This window comes from Streptomyces gardneri, assembly GCF_006539185.1.
GTDB classification, from domain to species: domain Bacteria; phylum Actinomycetota; class Actinomycetes; order Streptomycetales; family Streptomycetaceae; genus Streptomyces; species Streptomyces gardneri.
On record NZ_BJMN01000092.1, the window covers coordinates 1 to 17,531 of the forward strand.

Sequence of the window (17,531 nt, forward strand, 5' to 3'; positions counted from 1 at the left end):
CGAGGATCTTGTTCCGGACGAGGGTGGGGATGTCCGCCCAGGCCTTGGTGGTCACCTCGCCGGCGACGTGGACCAGGCCGGTGGTGATCAGCGTCTCGACGGCGACGCGCGAGGTGGGGTCCTCTCGCAGCAGTGCGTCGAGGATGGTGTCGCTGATCTGGTCAGCGATCTTGTCGGGGTGACCCTCGGTGACGGACTCCGAGGTGAACAGACGACGGGACACAACGCTCCCTGGGGTTGCAGCGGCTGCTGGCTACTCGTGACGGACCGGCAGGGGGCTGCGCCCCGCGACGTTCCACGAACAGTCTATCGGTCGTGCTCGGGCAATGGACCAGGTGTCTCGCCTGGCGAATGGTCGTGGGTGACCGGAACCGGCCTCCGGCCCGGCGGAGGCCGCTCTTCCGGTGCGGCGTAAATCACTCGTGGGTCGGCGTTTCCTGCCTCCCGTGACACGCTTCCACAGGGTGACATCACGCCAAGATCGAGTTCGTCCGGGCCGGGCCCGACCCGTCAGGTGGCGAGGGTCGGAGCGGGGCGCAGGAGCGGCAGGACCAGATCCCAGACCGTCTCGGCGAGCGCCTCCTTCGGCCCGTACGGTACGGGGGTCTCGGCGCCGTCCGCCGCGAGCACGACGGCCTCGTTCTCCTCGGATCCGAAGGTCTTGCGCTCCCCCACCTCGTTGACGACGAGCAGGTCACAGCCCTTGCGGCGGAGCTTCTCGCGCCCGTTGGCGAGGACGTCGTCGGTCTCGGCGGCGAAGCCGACGACGATCTGGCCCGGCAGGGCGCGGTCGGCGGAGAGCTCGGCGAGGATGTCGGGGTTGCGGACGAGTTCGACGGTGGGCGCTCCCCCGTCGTCCTTCTTCTTGATCTTCCCGGAGGCGTAGACGGCCGGACGGAAATCGGCCACCGCGGCGGCCATCACCACGGCGTCGGCGTCTCCCGCCGCCTTGAGGACGGCCTCGCGGAGCTGGAGAGCGGTGCCGACGTGGACGACGTCCACCCCTGCGGGATCGGGGATGCCGGTATTGGCCTCGACGAGCGTGACCCGGGCCCCGCGCGCGGCTGCGGCCTTGGCGAGGGCGTACCCCTGCTTGCCGGAGGAGCGGTTGCCCAGGTAGCGGACGGGGTCGAGGGGCTCACGGGTGCCGCCCGCGCTGACGACGACGTGCCGTCCGGCGAGATCCGGGGCGGCGGTGCCGCGCGCCAGGATCCTCCGGCAGACCTCGAAGATCTCGGCGGGGTCGGGCAGCCGGCCCTTGCCGGTGTCGACACCGGTGAGGCGGCCGACGGCGGGCTCGATGACGATCGCGCCGCGGCGCCGGAGCGTGGCGACGTTCTCCTGGGTGGCCGGGTGCTCCCACATCTCGGTGTGCATCGCCGGGGCGAAGACGACCGGACAGCGTGCGGTGAGCAGCGTGTTGGTGAGGAGGTCGTCGGCGAGGCCGTGGGCGGCCTTGGCGAGCATGTCGGCGGTCGCGGGGGCGACGACGACGAGGTCGGCGCCCTGACCGATCCGTACGTGTGGCACCTCGTGCACCGACTCCCACACCTCGGTCGAGACGGGGTGCCCGGAGAGCGCGGACCAGGTCGCCTCGCCGACGAAGTGGAGGGCGGAGTCGGTGGGCACGACACGCACGTCGTGGCCCGACTCGGTGAGCCGGCGCAGCAGCTCGCAGGCCTTGTAGGCGGCGATGCCGCCGCTGACGCCCAGAACGACCTTCGGCTTGGTCACCACTGCCACTCCCCGCACTCGGATGCCTACGACTCCATGAGACACCAAAGGCCCGGCGGTTGTTCCGCCGGGCCTTCGGTGACAAGCGTTACGTGCTTACTGCGCCGGGCCCTCGATGGCCTCGGACGTCAGCAGACCCGCGTTGATCTCCCGCAGGGCGATCGAGAGCGGCTTCTCGTGGACGTGGGTGTCGACGAGCGGACCCACGTACTCCAGCAGGCCCTCGCCGAGCTGGGAGTAGTACGCGTTGATCTGACGCGCGCGCTTGGCCGCGTAGATCACGAGGCTGTACTTCGAGTCGGTTGCCTCGAGCAGCTCGTCGATCGGCGGGTTGATGATGCCCTCGGGCGCAGTCATGGAAGAGGACACGCTCTACCTTCCGAAGATGGAGAAAAAATCAGACATGCTGTGGAGATCGGGAAAAATCATTCCCCAGATGACAGCAGCATCAACGTTAGCAGCTCGCGTGCGACGTCCTCGACGGAGGTGTTGACGAGCGTGGTGTCGAACTCCGATTCGGCGGCCAGCTCGATCTTCGCGGCCGCCAGCCGGCGCTCGATGACCTCGGGCGACTCGGTGCCCCGGCCGGTGAGCCGGCGGACCAGCTCCTCCCAGCTCGGCGGAGCCAGGAAGACCAGCTGGGACTCGGACATCGAGTCCTTGACCTGACGGGCGCCCTGGAGGTCGATCTCCAGGAGCACGGGCTCGCCGGAGTCGAGGCGGTCCAGGACCGCGCGCCTCGGGGTTCCGTAGCGGTTGCCCGCGAACTCGGCCCATTCGAGGAGTTCGCCATTGGCGATCAGCTTGTCGAACTCGTCGTCCGTGACGAAGAAATAGTGGACGCCGTGCTTCTCGCCGGGGCGCGGCTTCCGTGTCGTGGCCGACACCGAGAGCCAGACCTCGGGGTGAACCTTGCGCATATGAGCGACGACCGTGCTCTTACCGACCCCTGAGGGGCCGGAGAGCACGGTCAGCCGCGGACGTGCCTCTGCTGCCATGCAGCGATTATTCCAGCTTTACCGGTGTGCCCGGGACGCGCGTCCCGGATCAGGCGCCGGTGCTGCCGAACTCGCGCTCCAGGGAGGCGATCTGGTTGGAGCCGAGACCACGGACGCGGCGGCTCTCGGAGATGCCGAGGCGCTCCATGATCTGCTTGGCGCGGACCTTGCCCACGCCCGGCAGCGACTCGAGGAGGGCGGAGACCTTCATCTTGCCGATGACGTCGTTCTCCTGGCCGGTCTTGATGACCTCGTGGAGGGAGGCGCCGGAGTGCTTGAGTCGATTCTTGATCTCGGCCCGCTCCCGGCGAGCCGCGGCGGCCTTCTCGAGCGCGGCTGCGCGCTGTTCAGGGGTAAGGGGCGGAAGAGCCACGCCTACGTCACCTCGGATGTCGATCTGTCGGATACGGACCGGTGAGGAACCCAGCGCCCCACACCAGTGGAGCAACGTCCCACGGCGTGGCCGTTGAACGCCTGCTCTGCCCCGGAGACTAGCGGCCGAGGCCGCTCCAGTCAGCGAGAACAGCGGAAAAGTCCTGGTCAGCATCGACCGACCAGGACTTTTCCGGCATAACGACCCGGTTTTGAGCCAAGTTTTCGTCAAGTAGAGAGACGGCTGGTGAGACGGTTCCTCTCACCGGCCCCCACACCGGGTCGATTCACCGGGCCGATCCGCTCCGACCTGCGGATTGACCGCGAGCCGGTGGGAGCGGGCTCACGCGCCGACGGCCGCCCGGATCTCGTCCGCGTACCGGTCCGCCGAGGCCCGCAGGGCGGACACGTCCGGACCGTGACGGAGAACACCCCGGCTGACGTTCGGGACGACGTTGCGGACCGCCGCACCGAAGACGGCCGGGAGGTCGGCCGGAGTCGCGCCCTGGGCACCGATGCCGGGGGCGAGGAGCGGGCCGTTGATGTCCAGGTCGAACGAGGACAGGTCGCCGAGGGTGGCACCGACGACCGCGCCGAAGGAGCCCATGGGGGTCTCCCCCGCGTTCTCCTCGGCGAGGTGCGCCAGCATGGTCGCGCCGATCGTGCGGCCGTCCTCACGGACGGCCCGCTGGACCTCGGAGCCCTCCGGGTTCGAGGTGAGCGCCAGGACGAAGAGACCGGCGCCGGACTCCCGGGCCAGGTCGACGGCCGGCTTCAGCGAGCCGTAGCCCAGGTACGGGGAGACCGTGAGCGCGTCGGAGAAGAGCGGGGAGTCCTTGCGCAGGAAGGCCTCGGCGTACGCGGCCATCGTGGAGCCGATGTCGCCGCGCTTGGCGTCCATGACGACCAGGCCGCCCGCGGCGCGCAGGTCGGCGACGGCGCGCTCCAGGACGGCGACGCCGCGCGAGCCGAAGCGCTCGAAGAAGGCGGCCTGCGGCTTGAAGACGGCGACGGTGTCGGCGAGCGCCTCGACGACCGTGAAGGTGAAGCGCTCGAGGCCGGCGATGTCGTCGGTCAGGCCCCAGGAGTCGAGCAGGGCTGCGTGCGGGTCGATGCCGACGCAGAGCGGGCCGCGCTCGTCCATGGCGGAGCGCAGGCGGGTGCCGAAGGAGAGAGTCACTTGGCGGCCTTTCGGTTGTCGGCGCCGACGGCCTCGGCGAGGGTGGCGTACGGGGAGGCGGCGAGGCGCGCGGCGAGGCCCTTGTGGATCGCGCGGGCGTAGAACGGGCCCTCGTAGATGAAGGCGCTGTAGCCCTGGATCAGGGTGGCTCCGGCGAGGATGCGCTGCCAGGCGTCCTCGGCGTTCTCGATGCCGCCGACGCCCACCAGGACGAGCCGGTCGCCCACGCGCGCGTGGAGGCGGCGCAGGACGGCCAGGGAGCGCTCCTTGACGGGGGCGCCGGAGAGGCCGCCGGTCTCCTTGATCAGCGCGGGGTCGGACTTCAGGCCGAGTCCCTCGCGGGCGATGGTGGTGTTGGTGGCGATGATGCCGTCGAGGCCGAGCTCCAGAGCGAGGTCGGCGACCGCGTCGACGTCCTCGTCGGCGAGGTCGGGGGCGATCTTGACGAGGAGCGGGACCCGGCGGCCGGTGACCGCGCGGTCGGCCGCTTCCCGTACCGCCGTGAGCAGCGGGCGGAGGGACTCGGTGGCCTGGAGGTTGCGCAGGCCGGGGGTGTTCGGCGAGGAGACGTTCACGACCAGGTAGTCGGCGTGCGCGGCGAGGCGCTCGGTGGACTTCACGTAGTCGGCGGCGGCCTCGGCCTCCGGGACGACCTTGGTCTTGCCGATGTTGACGCCGACGACGGTCCTGAAGACCGGCGTACGGGTCCCCAGCCGCTCGGCGACGGCGGCGGAGCCCTCGTTGTTGAAGCCCATGCGGTTGATCAGGGCGCGGTCCGGGACCAGCCGGAAGAGGCGCTTCTTGGGGTTGCCGGGCTGTGCCTCGCCGGTGACCGTGCCGATCTCGATGTGGTCGAAGCCGAGCATGGCCATGCCGTCGATGGCGACGGCGTTCTTGTCGAAGCCGGCGGCGAGGCCGAAGGGGCCGTGCATCCGCAGGCCGAGGGCCTCGGTGCCCAGCTCCTTGTAGCGGGGCGCCAGGACGGCGGCGACGAAGGTCCGCAGGACGGGGACGCGGGCGGCGACGCGGATCCAGCGGAAGGCCAGGTAGTGGGCCTTCTCGGGGTCCATGCGCTTGAAGACGAGGTTGAAGAAGAACTTGTACATGCGGGAGGTCCAGGTGTGCTCATGAAGAGGGGGACACCGCGGTGTCTCCGGTGTCCCCCTCATTCGTACGGGCTGCTAGTCGCGGGCCGCGGTCAGATGCTCCGCGTGTTCCTGGAGCGAGCGGACGCCGACGTCGCCGTGGTTGAGCGCGTCGATGCCCTGGACGGCCGCGGCGAGCGCCTGGACCGTGGTGAGGCACGGGACGCTGCGCGCCACCGCGGCCGTACGGATCTCGTAGCCGTCGAGGCGGCCGCCGGTGCCGTACGGGGTGTTGACGATCAGGTCGACCTGGCCGTCGTGGATCAGCTGGACGATGGTCTTCTCGCCGTTCGGGCCCTCGCCCTCGCTGAGCTTGCGCACGACGGTGGCGTTGATGCCGTTGCGCTTGAGGACCTCGGCGGTGCCGGAGGTGGCGAGCAGCTCGAAGCCGTGGGCGACGAGCTCGCGCGCCGGGAAGATCATCGAGCGCTTGTCGCGGTTGGCGACGGAGATGAACGCGCGGCCCTTGGTGGGCAGCGGGCCGTAGGCGCCGGCCTGCGACTTGGCGTACGCCGTGCCGAAGACCGCGTCGATGCCCATGACCTCGCCGGTGGAGCGCATCTCCGGGCCGAGGACGGTGTCGACGCCGCGGCCGTGGATGTCGCGGAAGCGCGACCACGGCATGACGGCCTCCTTGACGGAGATCGGCGCGTCGATCGGCAGGGTGCCGCCGTCGCCGTTCTTCGGCAGCAGGCCCTCCTCGCGCAGCTCGGCGATGGTGGCGCCGAGCGAGATGCGGGCGGCGGCCTTCGCGAGCGGGACGGCGGTCGCCTTCGAGGTGAAGGGGACGGTCCGGGAGGCGCGGGGGTTCGCCTCCAGCACGTACAGGATGTCGCCGGCCATCGCGAACTGGATGTTGATCAGGCCGCGGACGCCGACGCCCTTGGCGATCGCCTCGGTGGAGATGCGCAGGCGCTTGATGTCGAAGCCGCCGAGGGTGATCGGGGGCAGGGCGCAGGCCGAGTCGCCGGAGTGGATGCCGGCCTCCTCGATGTGCTCCATGACGCCGCCGAGGTAGAGCTCGTGGCCGTCGTAGAGGGCGTCGACGTCGATCTCGATGGCGTCGTCGAGGAAGCGGTCGACCAGGACCGGCCGGGTGGGGCTGATCTCGGTGGACTCGGCGATGTACGACTCGAGGCGGGTCTCGTCGTACACGATCTCCATGCCGCGGCCGCCGAGCACGTACGACGGGCGTACGAGGACGGGGTAGCCGATCTCGTCGGCGATGGCCTTGGCGCCGGCGAAGGTGGTCGCGGTGCCGTGCTTCGGGGCGGGGAGGCCGGCCTCGGCGAGGACCTGGCCGAAGGCGCCGCGGTCCTCGGCGGCGTGGATGGCCTCCGGGGAGGTGCCGACGACCGGCACGCCGTTGTCCTTGAGCGCCTGCGACAGGCCCAGCGGGGTCTGGCCGCCGAGCTGGACGACGACACCGGCGACGGGGCCGGCCAGCGTCTCGGCGTGGACGATCTCCAGGACGTCCTCGAGCGTCAGCGGCTCGAAGTACAGGCGGTCGGAGGTGTCGTAGTCCGTCGAGACGGTCTCCGGGTTGCAGTTGACCATCACGGTCTCGTAGCCCGCGTCGCTGAGCGCGAAGGAGGCGTGGACGCAGGAGTAGTCGAACTCGATGCCCTGGCCGATGCGGTTCGGGCCGGAGCCCAGGATGATCACGGCGGGCTTGGTGCGCGGCGCGACCTCGCTCTCCTCGTCGTACGAGGAGTAGAAGTACGGGGTCTTGGCGGCGAACTCGGCGGCGCAGGTGTCGACCGTCTTGTAGACCGGGCGGACGCCGAGGGCGTGCCGGACCTCGCGGACGACGTCCTCGCGCAGGCCGCGGATCTCGGCGATCTGGGCGTCGGAGAAGCCGTGGCGCTTGGCCTCGGCCAGGATCTCCGGGTGGAGCTTCTCGGCCGCGGCCAGCTCGTCGGCGATCTCCTTGATCAGGAAGAGCTGGTCGACGAACCACGGGTCGATCTTCGTGGACTCGAAGACCTCCTCCGGGGTGGCGCCGGCGCGGATCGCCTGCATGACGGTGTTGATGCGGCCGTCGGTCGGGCGGACCGCCTCGCGCAGGAGCTCGGCCTTGTCGCCGGGCTCGCCGACGAAGGTGAACTGCGAGCCCTTCTTCTCCAGGGAGCGCAGGGCCTTCTGGAGCGCCTCGGTGAAGTTGCGGCCGATCGCCATGGCCTCGCCGACCGACTTCATGGTCGTGGTGAGGGTGGAGTCGGCGGACGGGAACTTCTCGAAGGCGAAGCGCGGGGCCTTGACGACGACGTAGTCGAGCGACGGCTCGAAGGACGCCGGGGTCTTCTCCGTGATGTCGTTCGGGATCTCGTCCAGCGTGTAGCCGACGGCGAGACGGGCCGCGATCTTGGCGATCGGGAAGCCGGTCGCCTTGGAGGCGAGCGCCGAGGAGCGGGAGACGCGCGGGTTCATCTCGATGACGATGATCCGGCCGTCGACCGGGTCGATCGCGAACTGGATGTTGCAGCCGCCGGTGTCGACGCCGACCTCGCGGATGATCGCGATGCCGATGTCGCGGAGCCGCTGGTACTCGCGGTCGGTGAGCGTCATCGCCGGGGCGACGGTGATCGAGTCACCGGTGTGGACGCCCATCGGGTCGAAGTTCTCGATGGAGCAGACGACCACGACGTTGTCGTTCTTGTCGCGCATCAGCTCCAGCTCGTACTCCTTCCAGCCGAGGATGGACTCCTCCAGGAGCACCTCGGTGGTCGGGGAGAGCGTGAGGCCCTGGCCGGCGATGCGGCGGAGCTCGTCCTCGTCGTGGGCGAAGCCGGAGCCGGCGCCGCCCATGGTGAAGGAGGGGCGGACGACGACGGGGTAGCCGCCGAGCGTCTCGACGCCCTTGATCACGTCGTCCATGGTGTGGCAGATGACCGAGCGGGCGGACTCGCCGTAGCCGATCTTGGCCTTGACGGCCTCGACGACGCCCTTGAAGAGGTCGCGGTCCTCGCCCTTGTTGATGGCCTCGACGTTGGCGCCGATGAGCTCGACGCCGTACTTCTCCAGGACACCCTGCTCGTGCATGGAGATCGCGGTGTTGAGCGCGGTCTGGCCGCCGAGGGTGGGCAGGAGGGCGTCGGGGCGCTCCTTGGCGATGATCTTCTCGACGAACTCGGGGGTGATCGGCTCGACGTACGTGGCGTCGGCGATCTCCGGGTCGGTCATGATCGTGGCCGGGTTGGAGTTGACCAGGATGACCCGCAGGCCCTCGGCCTTGAGGATGCGGCAGGCCTGGGTACCGGAGTAGTCGAACTCCGCGGCCTGGCCGATGACGATCGGGCCGGAGCCGATGACCAGGACGGACTGGATATCGGTGCGCTTAGGCACGCTCGGCCTCCATCAGGGATACGAAACGGTCGAAGAGGTACGCGGCGTCGTGCGGGCCCGCGGCCGCCTCGGGGTGGTACTGGACCGAGAAGGCCGGCTGGTCGAGCAGCTGGAGGCCTTCCACGACGTCGTCGTTCAGGCACACGTGGGAGACCTCGGCACGCCCGAAGGGGGTGTCGGAGATCTTGTCGAGGGGCGCGTCGACGGCGAAGCCGTGGTTGTGCGCGGTGACCTCGACCTTGCCGGTGGTGCGGTCCTGGACCGGCTGGTTGATGCCGCGGTGGCCGTACTTCAGCTTGTAGGTGCCGAAGCCGAGGGCGCGACCGAGGATCTGGTTGCCGAAGCAGATGCCGAAGAGCGGGGTCTTGCGCTCCAGGACGGCCTGCATGACGGCGACGGGGCCGTCGGCGGTGGCCGGGTCGCCCGGGCCGTTGGAGAAGAAGACGCCGTCCGGGTTCACCGCGTAGATGTCCTCGGCGGTGGCGGTGGCGGGCAGCACGTGGACCTCGATGCCGCGCTCGGCCATCCGGTGCGGGGTCATGCCCTTGATGCCGAGGTCGACGGCGGCGACGGTGAACTTCTTCGTACCGATCGCGGGGACGACGTACGTCTCCTTGGTGGCGACCTCGGCGGAGAGGTTCGCGCCCTTCATCTGGGGCTGCTCCTGGACCTTCGCCAGGAGGGCCTCGTCGCGGACACCGCTCCAGGCCTCGCCCGAGAAGATGCCGACGCGCATGGCGCCGCGCTCGCGCAGGTGGCGGGTGAGGGCGCGGGTGTCGATGCCGGAGATGCCGACGACGCCCTGGCGCTCCAGCTCCTCGTCCAGCGAGCGCTGGGCTCGCCAGTTGGAGGAGACGCGGGCGGGGTCGCGGACGACGTAGCCGGAGACCCAGATGCGGGCGGACTCGGGGTCCTCGTCGTTGACGCCGGTGTTGCCGACGTGCGGGGCGGTCATGACGACGACCTGGCGGTGGTACGACGGGTCGGTGAGGGTCTCCTGGTAGCCGGTCATGCCGGTGGAGAACACGGCCTCGCCGAAGGTCTCCCCCACGGCCCCGTAGGCGCGGCCGCGGAAGATGCGGCCGTCCTCCAGGACGAGTACGGCGGGAGTCTTGGCGGCTCCCCTGGTGGAGGTCGTCATCGTGCGATGCCTTCCGTCGTGGTGGTGTGGTTCATGGAGTTGAGGGCCTCGACCCAGGCGGTGTGCTCGGCCGCCCGGTCGGAGCGGAAGCCGGAGTCGAGCAGCTTCTCCCCGTGGGCCCAGGTGACGATCAGCAGGCCGCCCTCGGCGAGGACCTTGCCCGCGATGCCCTTGTCGAGGCGGGCCTCGCGCAGGGCGTCCGCCGGGATGAAGAAGTCGTTCGCCCCGGGGCGTACGACCGCGATTCCGGCGTCGCTGAGCGTGAGCTCGACGCGGCTGCGGGTGCCGAGGCCGTGGGCGACGATCCGGTCGAGCCACTGCCCGGCGGTCGTGGACCCGTGGTAGCGCCCGCTGAGAGTCAGTCTCGTCGCACCGGGGGCCTCCGGCGCGGTGGGCAGCTCGGGCAGGTCCGACTGGAGGCTGCCGCGCCACTTCCAGCCCTGGCGCATCAGCCAGTAGACGAGGACGACGAAGAGCAGGAGTCCGGCGACCCAGCCGATCCGTCCGGCCCAGTCGGTCACTTCCGCCGACTTCTGGTCCGCCGCCTCTGCGGCGATTGCGATGAGTGGTGTCACGCCAGCTTCCCGTCCACGACCGTTGCCCGGCCCCGCAGGATGGTGTGGGTGACGCGTCCCGGCAGCTCACGGCCCTCGTAGGGGGTGTTGCGGCTGCGGGAGGCGAAGTCCGCGGGGTCCACGACACCACGGTAAGCCGGATCGACCAGCGTCAGGTTCGCGGGCTCACCAGCCGAGACGGGTCGTCCGTGGCCGGTGGCCCGTCCGATGCGGGCCGGGGCGAAGGACATCCGGTCGGCGACGCCGGCCCAGTCGAGGAGGCCGGTCTCGACCATCGTCTGCTGGACGACGGAGAGGGCGGTCTCCAGGCCGACCATGCCCATGGCGGCGGCGGCCCACTCGCAGTCCTTGTCCTCGTGCGGGTGCGGGGCGTGGTCGGTGGCGACGATGTCGATCGTGCCGTCGGCCAGCGCCTCGCGCAGCGCGAGGACGTCCTTCTCGGTGCGCAGCGGCGGGTTGACCTTGTAGACGGGGTTGTACGAGCGGACCAGCTCGTCCGTGAGGAGGAGGTGGTGCGGGGTGACCTCGGCGGTGACGTCGATGCCGCGGGACTTGGCCCAGCGGACGATCTCGACGGAGCCGGCGGTGGAGAGGTGGCAGATGTGGACGCGGGAGCCGACGTGCTCGGCGAGGAGGACGTCGCGGGCGATGATCGACTCCTCGGCCACGGCCGGCCAGCCGCCGAGGCCGAGCTCGGCGGAGACGATGCCCTCGTTCATCTGGGCGCCCTCGGTGAGGCGGGGCTCCTGGGCGTGCTGGGCGACGACGCCGCCGAAGGCCTTCACGTACTCCAGGGCGCGGCGCATGATCACGGCGTCGTCGACGCACTTGCCGTCGTCGGAGAAGACGGTGACGCCGGCGGCGGAGTCGTGCATGGCGCCGAGCTCGGCGAGCTTCTTGCCCTCCAGGCCGACGGTGACGGCGCCGATGGGCTGGACGTCGCAGTAGCCGGACTCCTTGCCGAGGCGCCAGACCTGCTCGACGACACCGGCGGTGTCGGCGACCGGGTGGGTGTTGGCCATGGCGAAGACGGCGGTGTAGCCGCCGGAGGCGGCGGCGCGGGTGCCGGTGAGGACGGTCTCGGAGTCCTCGCGGCCGGGCTCGCGCAGGTGGGTGTGGAGGTCGACCAGGCCGGGCAGCAGGACCTGGCCCTGGGCCTCGATCACGGTCGCGCCCTCGGCGGACAGCCCGGTGCCGACCTCGGCGATGGTCTCGCCGTCGATCAGGACGTCCTGGACCTCGCCACCGAGCACCTGCGCACCACGGATAAGGATCTTGCTCATGATTACTTGCTCTCCTCGGTGCGGGTGGTGCTGGGGGCGGTGGCGGCGGAGTCGTTGCCGCCGAGCAGCAGGTAGAGGACGGCCATCCGGATCGAGACGCCGTTGGCGACCTGCTCGATCACCGTGCAGCGGTCGGAGTCGGCGACCTCGGCGGTGATCTCCATGCCGCGGACCATGGGTCCGGGGTGCATGACGATGGCGTGCTCGGGCATCTTCGCCATCCGGTCGCCGTCGAGCCCGTACCGGCGGGAGTACTCGCGCTCGGTGGGGAAGAAGGCGGCGTTCATCCGCTCTCGCTGCACACGCAGCATCATCACCGCGTCGGACTTCGGCAGCACGCGGTCGATGTCGTACGAGACCTCGCAGGGCCAGGTCTCCACGCCGACGGGGACCAGCGTGGGCGGGGCCACCAGGGTGACCTCGGCGCCGAGGGTGTGCAGCAGGTCGACGTTGGAGCGGGCGACGCGGCTGTGCAGGACGTCGCCGACGAGCGTGATCCGCTTGCCCGCGAGGTCCTGGCCGAGTCCGGCGTCCCGGCCGACCAGGCGGCGGCGCATGGTGAAGGCGTCCAGGAGGGCCTGGGTGGGGTGCTGGTGGGTGCCGTCGCCGGCGTTGATGACGGGGGCGTCGATCCAGCCGGAGGTGGCGAGGCGGTACGGGGCGCCGGAGGCTCCGTGCCGGATGACGACCGCGTCGACGCCCATGGCCTCCAGGGTCTGCGCGGTGTCCTTGAGGGACTCGCCCTTGGAGACGCTGGAGCCCTTGGCCGCGAAGTTGATCACGTCGGCGGAGAGGCGCTTCTCGGCGGCCTCGAAGGAGATCCGGGTCCGGGTGGAGTCCTCGAAGAACAGGTTGCAGATGGTCCGGCCGCGCAGGGTCGGCAGCTTCTTGATGGGCCGGTCGGCCACCCGGGCCATCTCCTCGGCGGTGTCGAGGATCAGGACGGCGTCGTCGCGGGTGAGGTCGGCGGCCGAGATGAGGTGACGCATCATCGGGGTTTCTCTCCGTGGTGGGGAGGCGTGCGGGCATGCGGGGGCGCAGGGGTGTACCCCTGCCCCGCGGGGGAGCCGGTCCGGCTAGGAGGTGGTCTGGGTACCGAGCAGGACGGTGTCGCGACCGTCTTCCTCGGCGAGCTGGACCTTGACCGTCTCCCGCAGCGACGTGGGGAGGTTCTTGCCGACGTAGTCGGCGCGGATCGGAAGTTCGCGGTGGCCGCGGTCGACGAGGACGGCGAGCTGGACGGCGCGCGGACGGCCGATGTCGCCGAGGGCGTCGAGGGCGGCGCGGATGGTGCGGCCGGAGAAGAGCACGTCGTCGACGAGGACGACGAGGCGGCCGTCGATGCCGTCACCGGGGATGTCGGTGCGGCCGATGGCGCGGGCCGGCTTCAGCCGCAGGTCGTCCCGGTACATGGTGATGTCGAGGGAACCGACCGGGATCTTGGTGCCGGTGATCGATTCGAGCTTCTCGGCGAGCCGGCGGGCGAGGTAGACACCGCGGGTGGGGATGCCGAGGAGGACCACGTCGTCGGCGCCCTTGGCGCGTTCGACGATCTCGTGGGCGATGCGGGTCAGGACCCGCGCGATGTCCGGGGCCTCGAGCACGGGCCGGGCGTCATCGCTGTACTGCTGAGCGTCCATGGGAAACGGACCTCCTTCTCCGCCTCACGGGACGGCTCTTAAAGGACGTCGGATTTGCGCGGTCAACATTACCAGGGGCGTGTCGTTCCGCTTCCGGCGCCCCCGCCCCACCCCCGGCGACGTCCCCCGGGAGGGGGCGGTACGGACCTTTCGGCTTGACGGGAAAGAGTAACGCTGCGTAACCTCACAGTGAGTTACCAGCCGCGCGGCGCAGCCGCATGTCGTCACAGCGTCCGGGAGCGTTATGTCCAGCGAATACGCAAAGCAGCTCGGGGCCAAACTCCGTGCCATCCGCACCCAGCAGGGTCTTTCCCTCCACGGGGTGGAGGAGAAGTCCCAGGGCCGCTGGAAGGCCGTGGTGGTCGGCTCTTACGAGCGTGGTGACCGCGCGGTGACCGTGCAGCGTCTCGCCGAGCTGGCCGACTTCTACGGGGTGCCGGTGCAGGAGCTCCTGCCGGGCACGACCCCGGGCGGGGCCGCCGAGCCGCCGCCGAAGCTGGTCCTCGACCTGGAGCGGCTCGCGCACGTCCCCCAGGAGAAGGCCGGCCCGCTCCAGCGCTACGCGGCGACGATCCAGTCGCAGCGCGGCGACTACAACGGCAAGGTGCTGTCGATCCGCCAGGACGACCTGCGCACCCTGGCCGTCATCTACGACCAGTCCCCCTCGGTCCTCACCGAGCAGCTGATCAGCTGGGGCGTTCTCGACGCGGACGCGCGCCGCGCGGTCGCCCACGAGGAGAGCTGACCCTTCCGCTGTCCTTCCGAGGCAACAGCAGAAACGTACCGCCGGGCCCGTGGACGTCATCCGACGTCCACGGGCCCGGTGCTTTTCCCGGCCCTGTACGGCCCGCTCAGGCGCTCCGGGCGAGCCGCCGCCCTCAGGGACCCGGACAGGCCGAAGGGGCCCGCAGCGTGAGCTGCGGGCCCCTTCGGCCAGGTGACGTCCTGGCGTCCCTACGGACTCAGACGTCCGCGTCCCGGCGCAGACGCGGCTTCAGGTCCTTGAAGCGCGCCAGCAGGCCGTTGACGAAGTTCGGGGACTCGTCGGTCGAGAACTCCTTGGCGAGCTGCACCGCCTCGTCGATCGCGACCGCGTCCGGCGTGCCGTCCTCCCAGATCAGTTCGTACGCACCGAGGCGCACGATGTTCCGGTCGGCGACCGGCATCCGGTCGAGGTCCCAGTCCACGGCGTAGGTCGCGATGAGCTCGTCGATCCGAGCCACGTGGGACGCGTAGCCCTCGACCAGCTGCATGGTGAAGTCGTTCACCGGCGGCTGGCGGTCGTCCGACCGCGCGTGCCGGACCTGGTCCGCGAGAACCTCCTGGACGGAGGCACCGCGCTGGTCCGCCTCGAAGAGGATCTGGAAGGCGCGCTTGCGGGCCTTGCTCCGAGCGGCCACGGTTACTTGTTCACCCGGCCGAGGTAGTCGCTGGTGCGGGTGTCGACCTTGATCTTCTCACCGGTGGTGATGAAGAGCGGGACCTGGATCTCGTGGCCGGTCTCCAGCGTGGCGGGCTTGGTGCCGCCGGTGGAGCGGTCGCCCTGGACGCCCGGGTCGGTGTGCTTGATCGTCAGCTCGACGGCAGCCGGGAGCTCGACGTAGAGCACCGAGCCCTCGTGCTGGGCGACGGAGGCGGTGAAGCCCTCGATGAGGAAGTTGGCGGCGTCGCCGACGGACTTGCGGTCGACCATCAGCTGGTCGTAGGTCTGCTCGTCCATGAAGACGAAGTAGTCGCCGTCCATGTAGGAGAACTGCATGTCGCGGCGGTCGATGGTGGCCGTCTCGACCTTGACGCCGGCGTTGAACGTCTTGTCGACGACCTTGCCGGACAGCACGTTCTTGAGCTTGGTGCGCACGAAGGCCGGGCCCTTGCCGGGCTTGACGTGCTGGAACTCGACGACGGACCAGAGCTGGCCCCCGTCGAGCTTGAGCACCATGCCGTTCTTGAGGTCGTTCGTGGAAGCCACGGTTGCGGAATCTCCTGGACTGACGTGGGACCGCGGAGACGTACGCGCTCTACAGCGCGAGCAGCTCCTTGGTCGTGATGGTGAGTAGCTCGGGTCCGCCGTCCGCCTCCTGGCGCACGACGAGCGTGTCATCGATCCGGACCCCGCCCCGGCCCGGGAGGTGGACCCCCGGTTCGACGGTGACCGGCACACAAGCGTCCAGTTTACCCATGGCCGAGGGTGAGAGCTGCGGGTCCTCGTCGATTTCGAGCCCCACCCCGTGCCCGGTGAGCGGCACGGCGGCCTCCGCGTGGCCTCCGGAGTCCAGGATCTGGCGGGCCGCCCGGTCCACGTCACGGTACTCGGCGCCCGGTGCGAGGGACTCGCGTCCGGCCCGCTGAGCGGCGAAGACGAGCTCGTACAGCTCGATCTGCCAGTCGGCGGGCGCCGTGCCGATGACGAAGGTGCGGCCGATCTCGCACCGGTAGCCGCGATAGTCGGCGCCGAGGCACACGGAGAGGAAATCACCCTCCTCGACCCGGCGGTCGGTGGGCCGGTGCCTCCGGCGCCCGGAGTGCGGGCCGGTCGCCACCGAGGTCGGGAAGGCGGCCCCGTCGGCGCCGTGGTCGACGAGCCGCCGCTCCAGCTCCAGGGCGAGGTGGCGCTCGGTCCGCCCCACCAGGATCGACTCCAGGAGCTCGCCGAGGGCCTGGTCGGCGATCTCGGCGGCGATCCGCAGGCAGGCGATCTCGTCCTCGTCCTTGACGATCCTGAGCTGTTCCACGGCGCAGGCGAGGTCCGCGAGGTGGAGGCCGGGCGCGACGGAGCCCATGGCGCGGTGCCGGGCCACGGTCAGGTCGTGTTCCTCGACGGCGAGCGCGTCGGCGCCCGCCCGGCGGGCGAGGTCGACGGCCGCGACCGCCGGATCACCCCCGCCGGCGGGCAGGACCTGCTGCCGGAGCAGCTCGTCGAGCCGTCCGTCGGCCGGCTCGGCGCCGGGCGCGACCGGGCAGAGCAGGACGTCCGCGGCCGGTTCGGGGCCGACGAGCAGGACGGCTCCCGCGGGCGAACCGCCCGCGAGATAGCGGACGTTGGCAGGGCGGGAGACCAGGGCCGCCGGGCTGCCCGCGGCCGCGCACCGATCGCGCAGCCGTACACGGCGGTCCGCATACACCTCTGACATGCTCCGAGCCTACGAGGAGCTCGGCGAGGTGGCCTGTTCTGCGCGGCCGACCGTGCGGGAGCGCCCCGCACGGCAGCTCCCGCGCCGGGTCACCAGGCGGGCGGACTCGCTATCGCGCGGGCGAGGACGTCGTCGAGGACGCGCGCGGTGGTCTCCACGTCGTACGTGGAGTTGTCGATGATCGGCAGGCCGGAGCCGTACCAGCCGGCCATCCGGCCGTGGATGGCGGCGACCTCCTCGTCCGAGAGGCGCCGGTTGCCGCTGCGCTCGGCGTTGCGCTCCAGGACGATCTCCAGGCCCGGCAGGAGCACGACGGGCAGCAGGCCGGGGCCGACGTGCCGCTTCCAGCCGCCGAGTCCGACGACGGGCCGGTCGGGGAAGACGGCGTCGTCGACGATGCAGGAGATGCCGTTGGCGAGGAAGTTGCGCGCGGCGAAGCCGCAGGTGCGGCGGGCGAGCCGGTACTGCGCCTCCGAGTGCTCGTTCCAGCCGGACTGCGGGTCGGCGAAGCCGGAGCAGACCCACTCGCGCACGTCGTCGAGGCTGATGTGCGCGGTGGGCACGCGGCGGCGCTGGGCCCAGTGGCGGGCGACGGTCGTCTTGCCGGCGCCCGCGGGGCCGATGAGCAGCACGGCGAGGGTCGCCCCGCCCGTCCCCCCGCCGTGCTCCACGGGCGGCGCGACGGGCGCGCCCACGGGCGGCAGCGGGACGTGACCGGTGAGGTCCGCGCGGAGCGGGGCCCGGGTCGCGTGGTGGGGGACCGTCGGATGCTGCGGGGCGGCCGGGTGCTGCGGTACGGCTCCGGGGGCGCCCCAGCCCGGTCCGCCGGGGCCCGGGGCGGGCGGAGCGGTGTGCGGAGGCGGCGCGGGGTGCTGCGGCCGGGGAGCGCCCGCCTGGAGGGCGGGGTGCACGCCGAGCCGGGACCCGGCGCTCGGCGCGGGGTACGGGCCGCTCTGCGGGGGCGGGGGCGTGGGCGGGAGGGGCGGG

The 17,531-nt window shown here is 70.9% G+C and carries 18 protein-coding genes; 1 reads left to right on the forward strand and 17 read right to left on the reverse strand.

Annotated features, from left to right (window positions below):
• The 13 genes from SGA01_RS39585 to pyrR all read right to left on the reverse strand — a co-directional run.
• Positions 1–223, reverse strand: a 223-nt coding sequence (locus SGA01_RS39585) for an S-adenosylmethionine synthetase N-terminal domain-containing protein (protein WP_304364586.1), incomplete at its 3' end; no start/stop codon positions are given.
• A gap of 287 nt (positions 224–510) precedes the next feature.
• Positions 511–1,734: a bifunctional phosphopantothenoylcysteine decarboxylase/phosphopantothenate--cysteine ligase CoaBC gene (coaBC, locus tag SGA01_RS39590; protein WP_229918042.1), complete on the reverse strand. Its 1,224-nt coding sequence runs from the start codon at positions 1,732–1,734 to the stop codon at positions 511–513.
• A 96-nt stretch (positions 1,735–1,830) separates the two neighbouring features.
• The gene (rpoZ, locus tag SGA01_RS39595; RefSeq protein ID WP_017242218.1) at positions 1,831–2,103 is read right to left on the reverse strand and encodes a DNA-directed RNA polymerase subunit omega; all 273 of its coding nucleotides are present in this window, start codon (positions 2,101–2,103) and stop codon (positions 1,831–1,833) included.
• Between the two features lie 56 nt (positions 2,104–2,159).
• Positions 2,160–2,732, reverse strand: coding sequence for a guanylate kinase (gmk, locus tag SGA01_RS39600; RefSeq protein ID WP_141303171.1), 573 nt, complete (start codon positions 2,730–2,732; stop codon positions 2,160–2,162).
• 49 nt (positions 2,733–2,781) lie between these two features.
• Positions 2,782–3,105: an integration host factor gene (locus SGA01_RS39605; RefSeq protein ID WP_017242220.1), complete on the reverse strand. Its 324-nt coding sequence runs from the start codon at positions 3,103–3,105 to the stop codon at positions 2,782–2,784.
• Between the two features lie 342 nt (positions 3,106–3,447).
• The gene (pyrF, locus tag SGA01_RS39610; protein WP_055644581.1) at positions 3,448–4,284 is read right to left on the reverse strand and encodes an orotidine-5'-phosphate decarboxylase; all 837 of its coding nucleotides are present in this window, start codon (positions 4,282–4,284) and stop codon (positions 3,448–3,450) included.
• The gene (locus tag SGA01_RS39615) at positions 4,281–5,390 is read right to left on the reverse strand and encodes a quinone-dependent dihydroorotate dehydrogenase (RefSeq protein WP_141303173.1); all 1,110 of its coding nucleotides are present in this window, start codon (positions 5,388–5,390) and stop codon (positions 4,281–4,283) included. Before SGA01_RS39615 ends, pyrF begins: the two co-directional genes overlap by 4 nt.
• Positions 5,391–5,465: 75 nt before the next feature.
• A complete protein-coding gene (gene carB / locus SGA01_RS39620) occupies positions 5,466–8,774 on the reverse strand; it encodes a carbamoyl-phosphate synthase large subunit (RefSeq protein ID WP_141303175.1) in 3,309 nt (1,102 codons plus the stop codon).
• The gene (gene carA / locus SGA01_RS39625; protein WP_141303177.1) at positions 8,767–9,915 is read right to left on the reverse strand and encodes a glutamine-hydrolyzing carbamoyl-phosphate synthase small subunit; all 1,149 of its coding nucleotides are present in this window, start codon (positions 9,913–9,915) and stop codon (positions 8,767–8,769) included. Before carA ends, carB begins: the two co-directional genes overlap by 8 nt.
• Positions 9,912–10,490: a PH-like domain-containing protein gene (locus SGA01_RS39630; RefSeq protein WP_141303179.1), complete on the reverse strand. Its 579-nt coding sequence runs from the start codon at positions 10,488–10,490 to the stop codon at positions 9,912–9,914. Before SGA01_RS39630 ends, carA begins: the two co-directional genes overlap by 4 nt.
• Positions 10,487–11,773 carry a dihydroorotase gene (locus SGA01_RS39635; RefSeq protein ID WP_141303181.1) on the reverse strand — a complete coding sequence of 429 codons (1,287 nt, stop codon included), beginning with the start codon at positions 11,771–11,773 and terminating at the stop codon, positions 10,487–10,489. The genes SGA01_RS39630 and SGA01_RS39635 overlap by 4 nt, the downstream gene beginning before the upstream one ends.
• A 2-nt stretch (positions 11,774–11,775) precedes the next feature.
• A complete protein-coding gene (locus SGA01_RS39640) occupies positions 11,776–12,765 on the reverse strand; it encodes an aspartate carbamoyltransferase catalytic subunit (protein ID WP_055644575.1) in 990 nt (329 codons plus the stop codon).
• 84 nt (positions 12,766–12,849) lie between these two features.
• Positions 12,850–13,413, reverse strand: coding sequence for a bifunctional pyr operon transcriptional regulator/uracil phosphoribosyltransferase PyrR (gene pyrR, locus SGA01_RS39645; RefSeq protein ID WP_141303183.1), 564 nt, complete (start codon positions 13,411–13,413; stop codon positions 12,850–12,852).
• Positions 13,414–13,657: 244 nt separating this feature from the next.
• Here pyrR and bldD point away from each other — a divergent pair, with 244 nt between their 5' ends.
• The gene (gene bldD / locus SGA01_RS39650; RefSeq protein ID WP_005319862.1) at positions 13,658–14,158 is read left to right on the forward strand and encodes a transcriptional regulator BldD; all 501 of its coding nucleotides are present in this window, start codon (positions 13,658–13,660) and stop codon (positions 14,156–14,158) included.
• Between the two features lie 217 nt (positions 14,159–14,375).
• Here the strand turns inward: bldD and nusB are convergent, their stop codons facing one another.
• The 4 genes from nusB to SGA01_RS39670 form a co-directional block, all read right to left on the reverse strand.
• Positions 14,376–14,813, reverse strand: a complete 438-nt coding sequence (gene nusB, locus SGA01_RS39655) for a transcription antitermination factor NusB (protein ID WP_055644573.1) — start codon at positions 14,811–14,813, stop codon at positions 14,376–14,378.
• Between the two features lie 2 nt (positions 14,814–14,815).
• Positions 14,816–15,382 (reverse strand): elongation factor P, encoded by a 567-nt coding sequence (gene efp, locus SGA01_RS39660; protein WP_141303185.1) that lies wholly within the window; start codon positions 15,380–15,382, stop codon positions 14,816–14,818.
• A 49-nt stretch (positions 15,383–15,431) separates the two neighbouring features.
• Positions 15,432–16,544 (reverse strand): aminopeptidase P family protein, encoded by a 1,113-nt coding sequence (locus SGA01_RS39665; RefSeq protein WP_055644571.1) that lies wholly within the window; start codon positions 16,542–16,544, stop codon positions 15,432–15,434.
• 89 nt (positions 16,545–16,633) lie between these two features.
• Positions 16,634–17,531, reverse strand: an 898-nt coding sequence (locus tag SGA01_RS39670; RefSeq protein WP_371866320.1) for an AAA family ATPase, incomplete at its 5' end; no start/stop codon positions are given.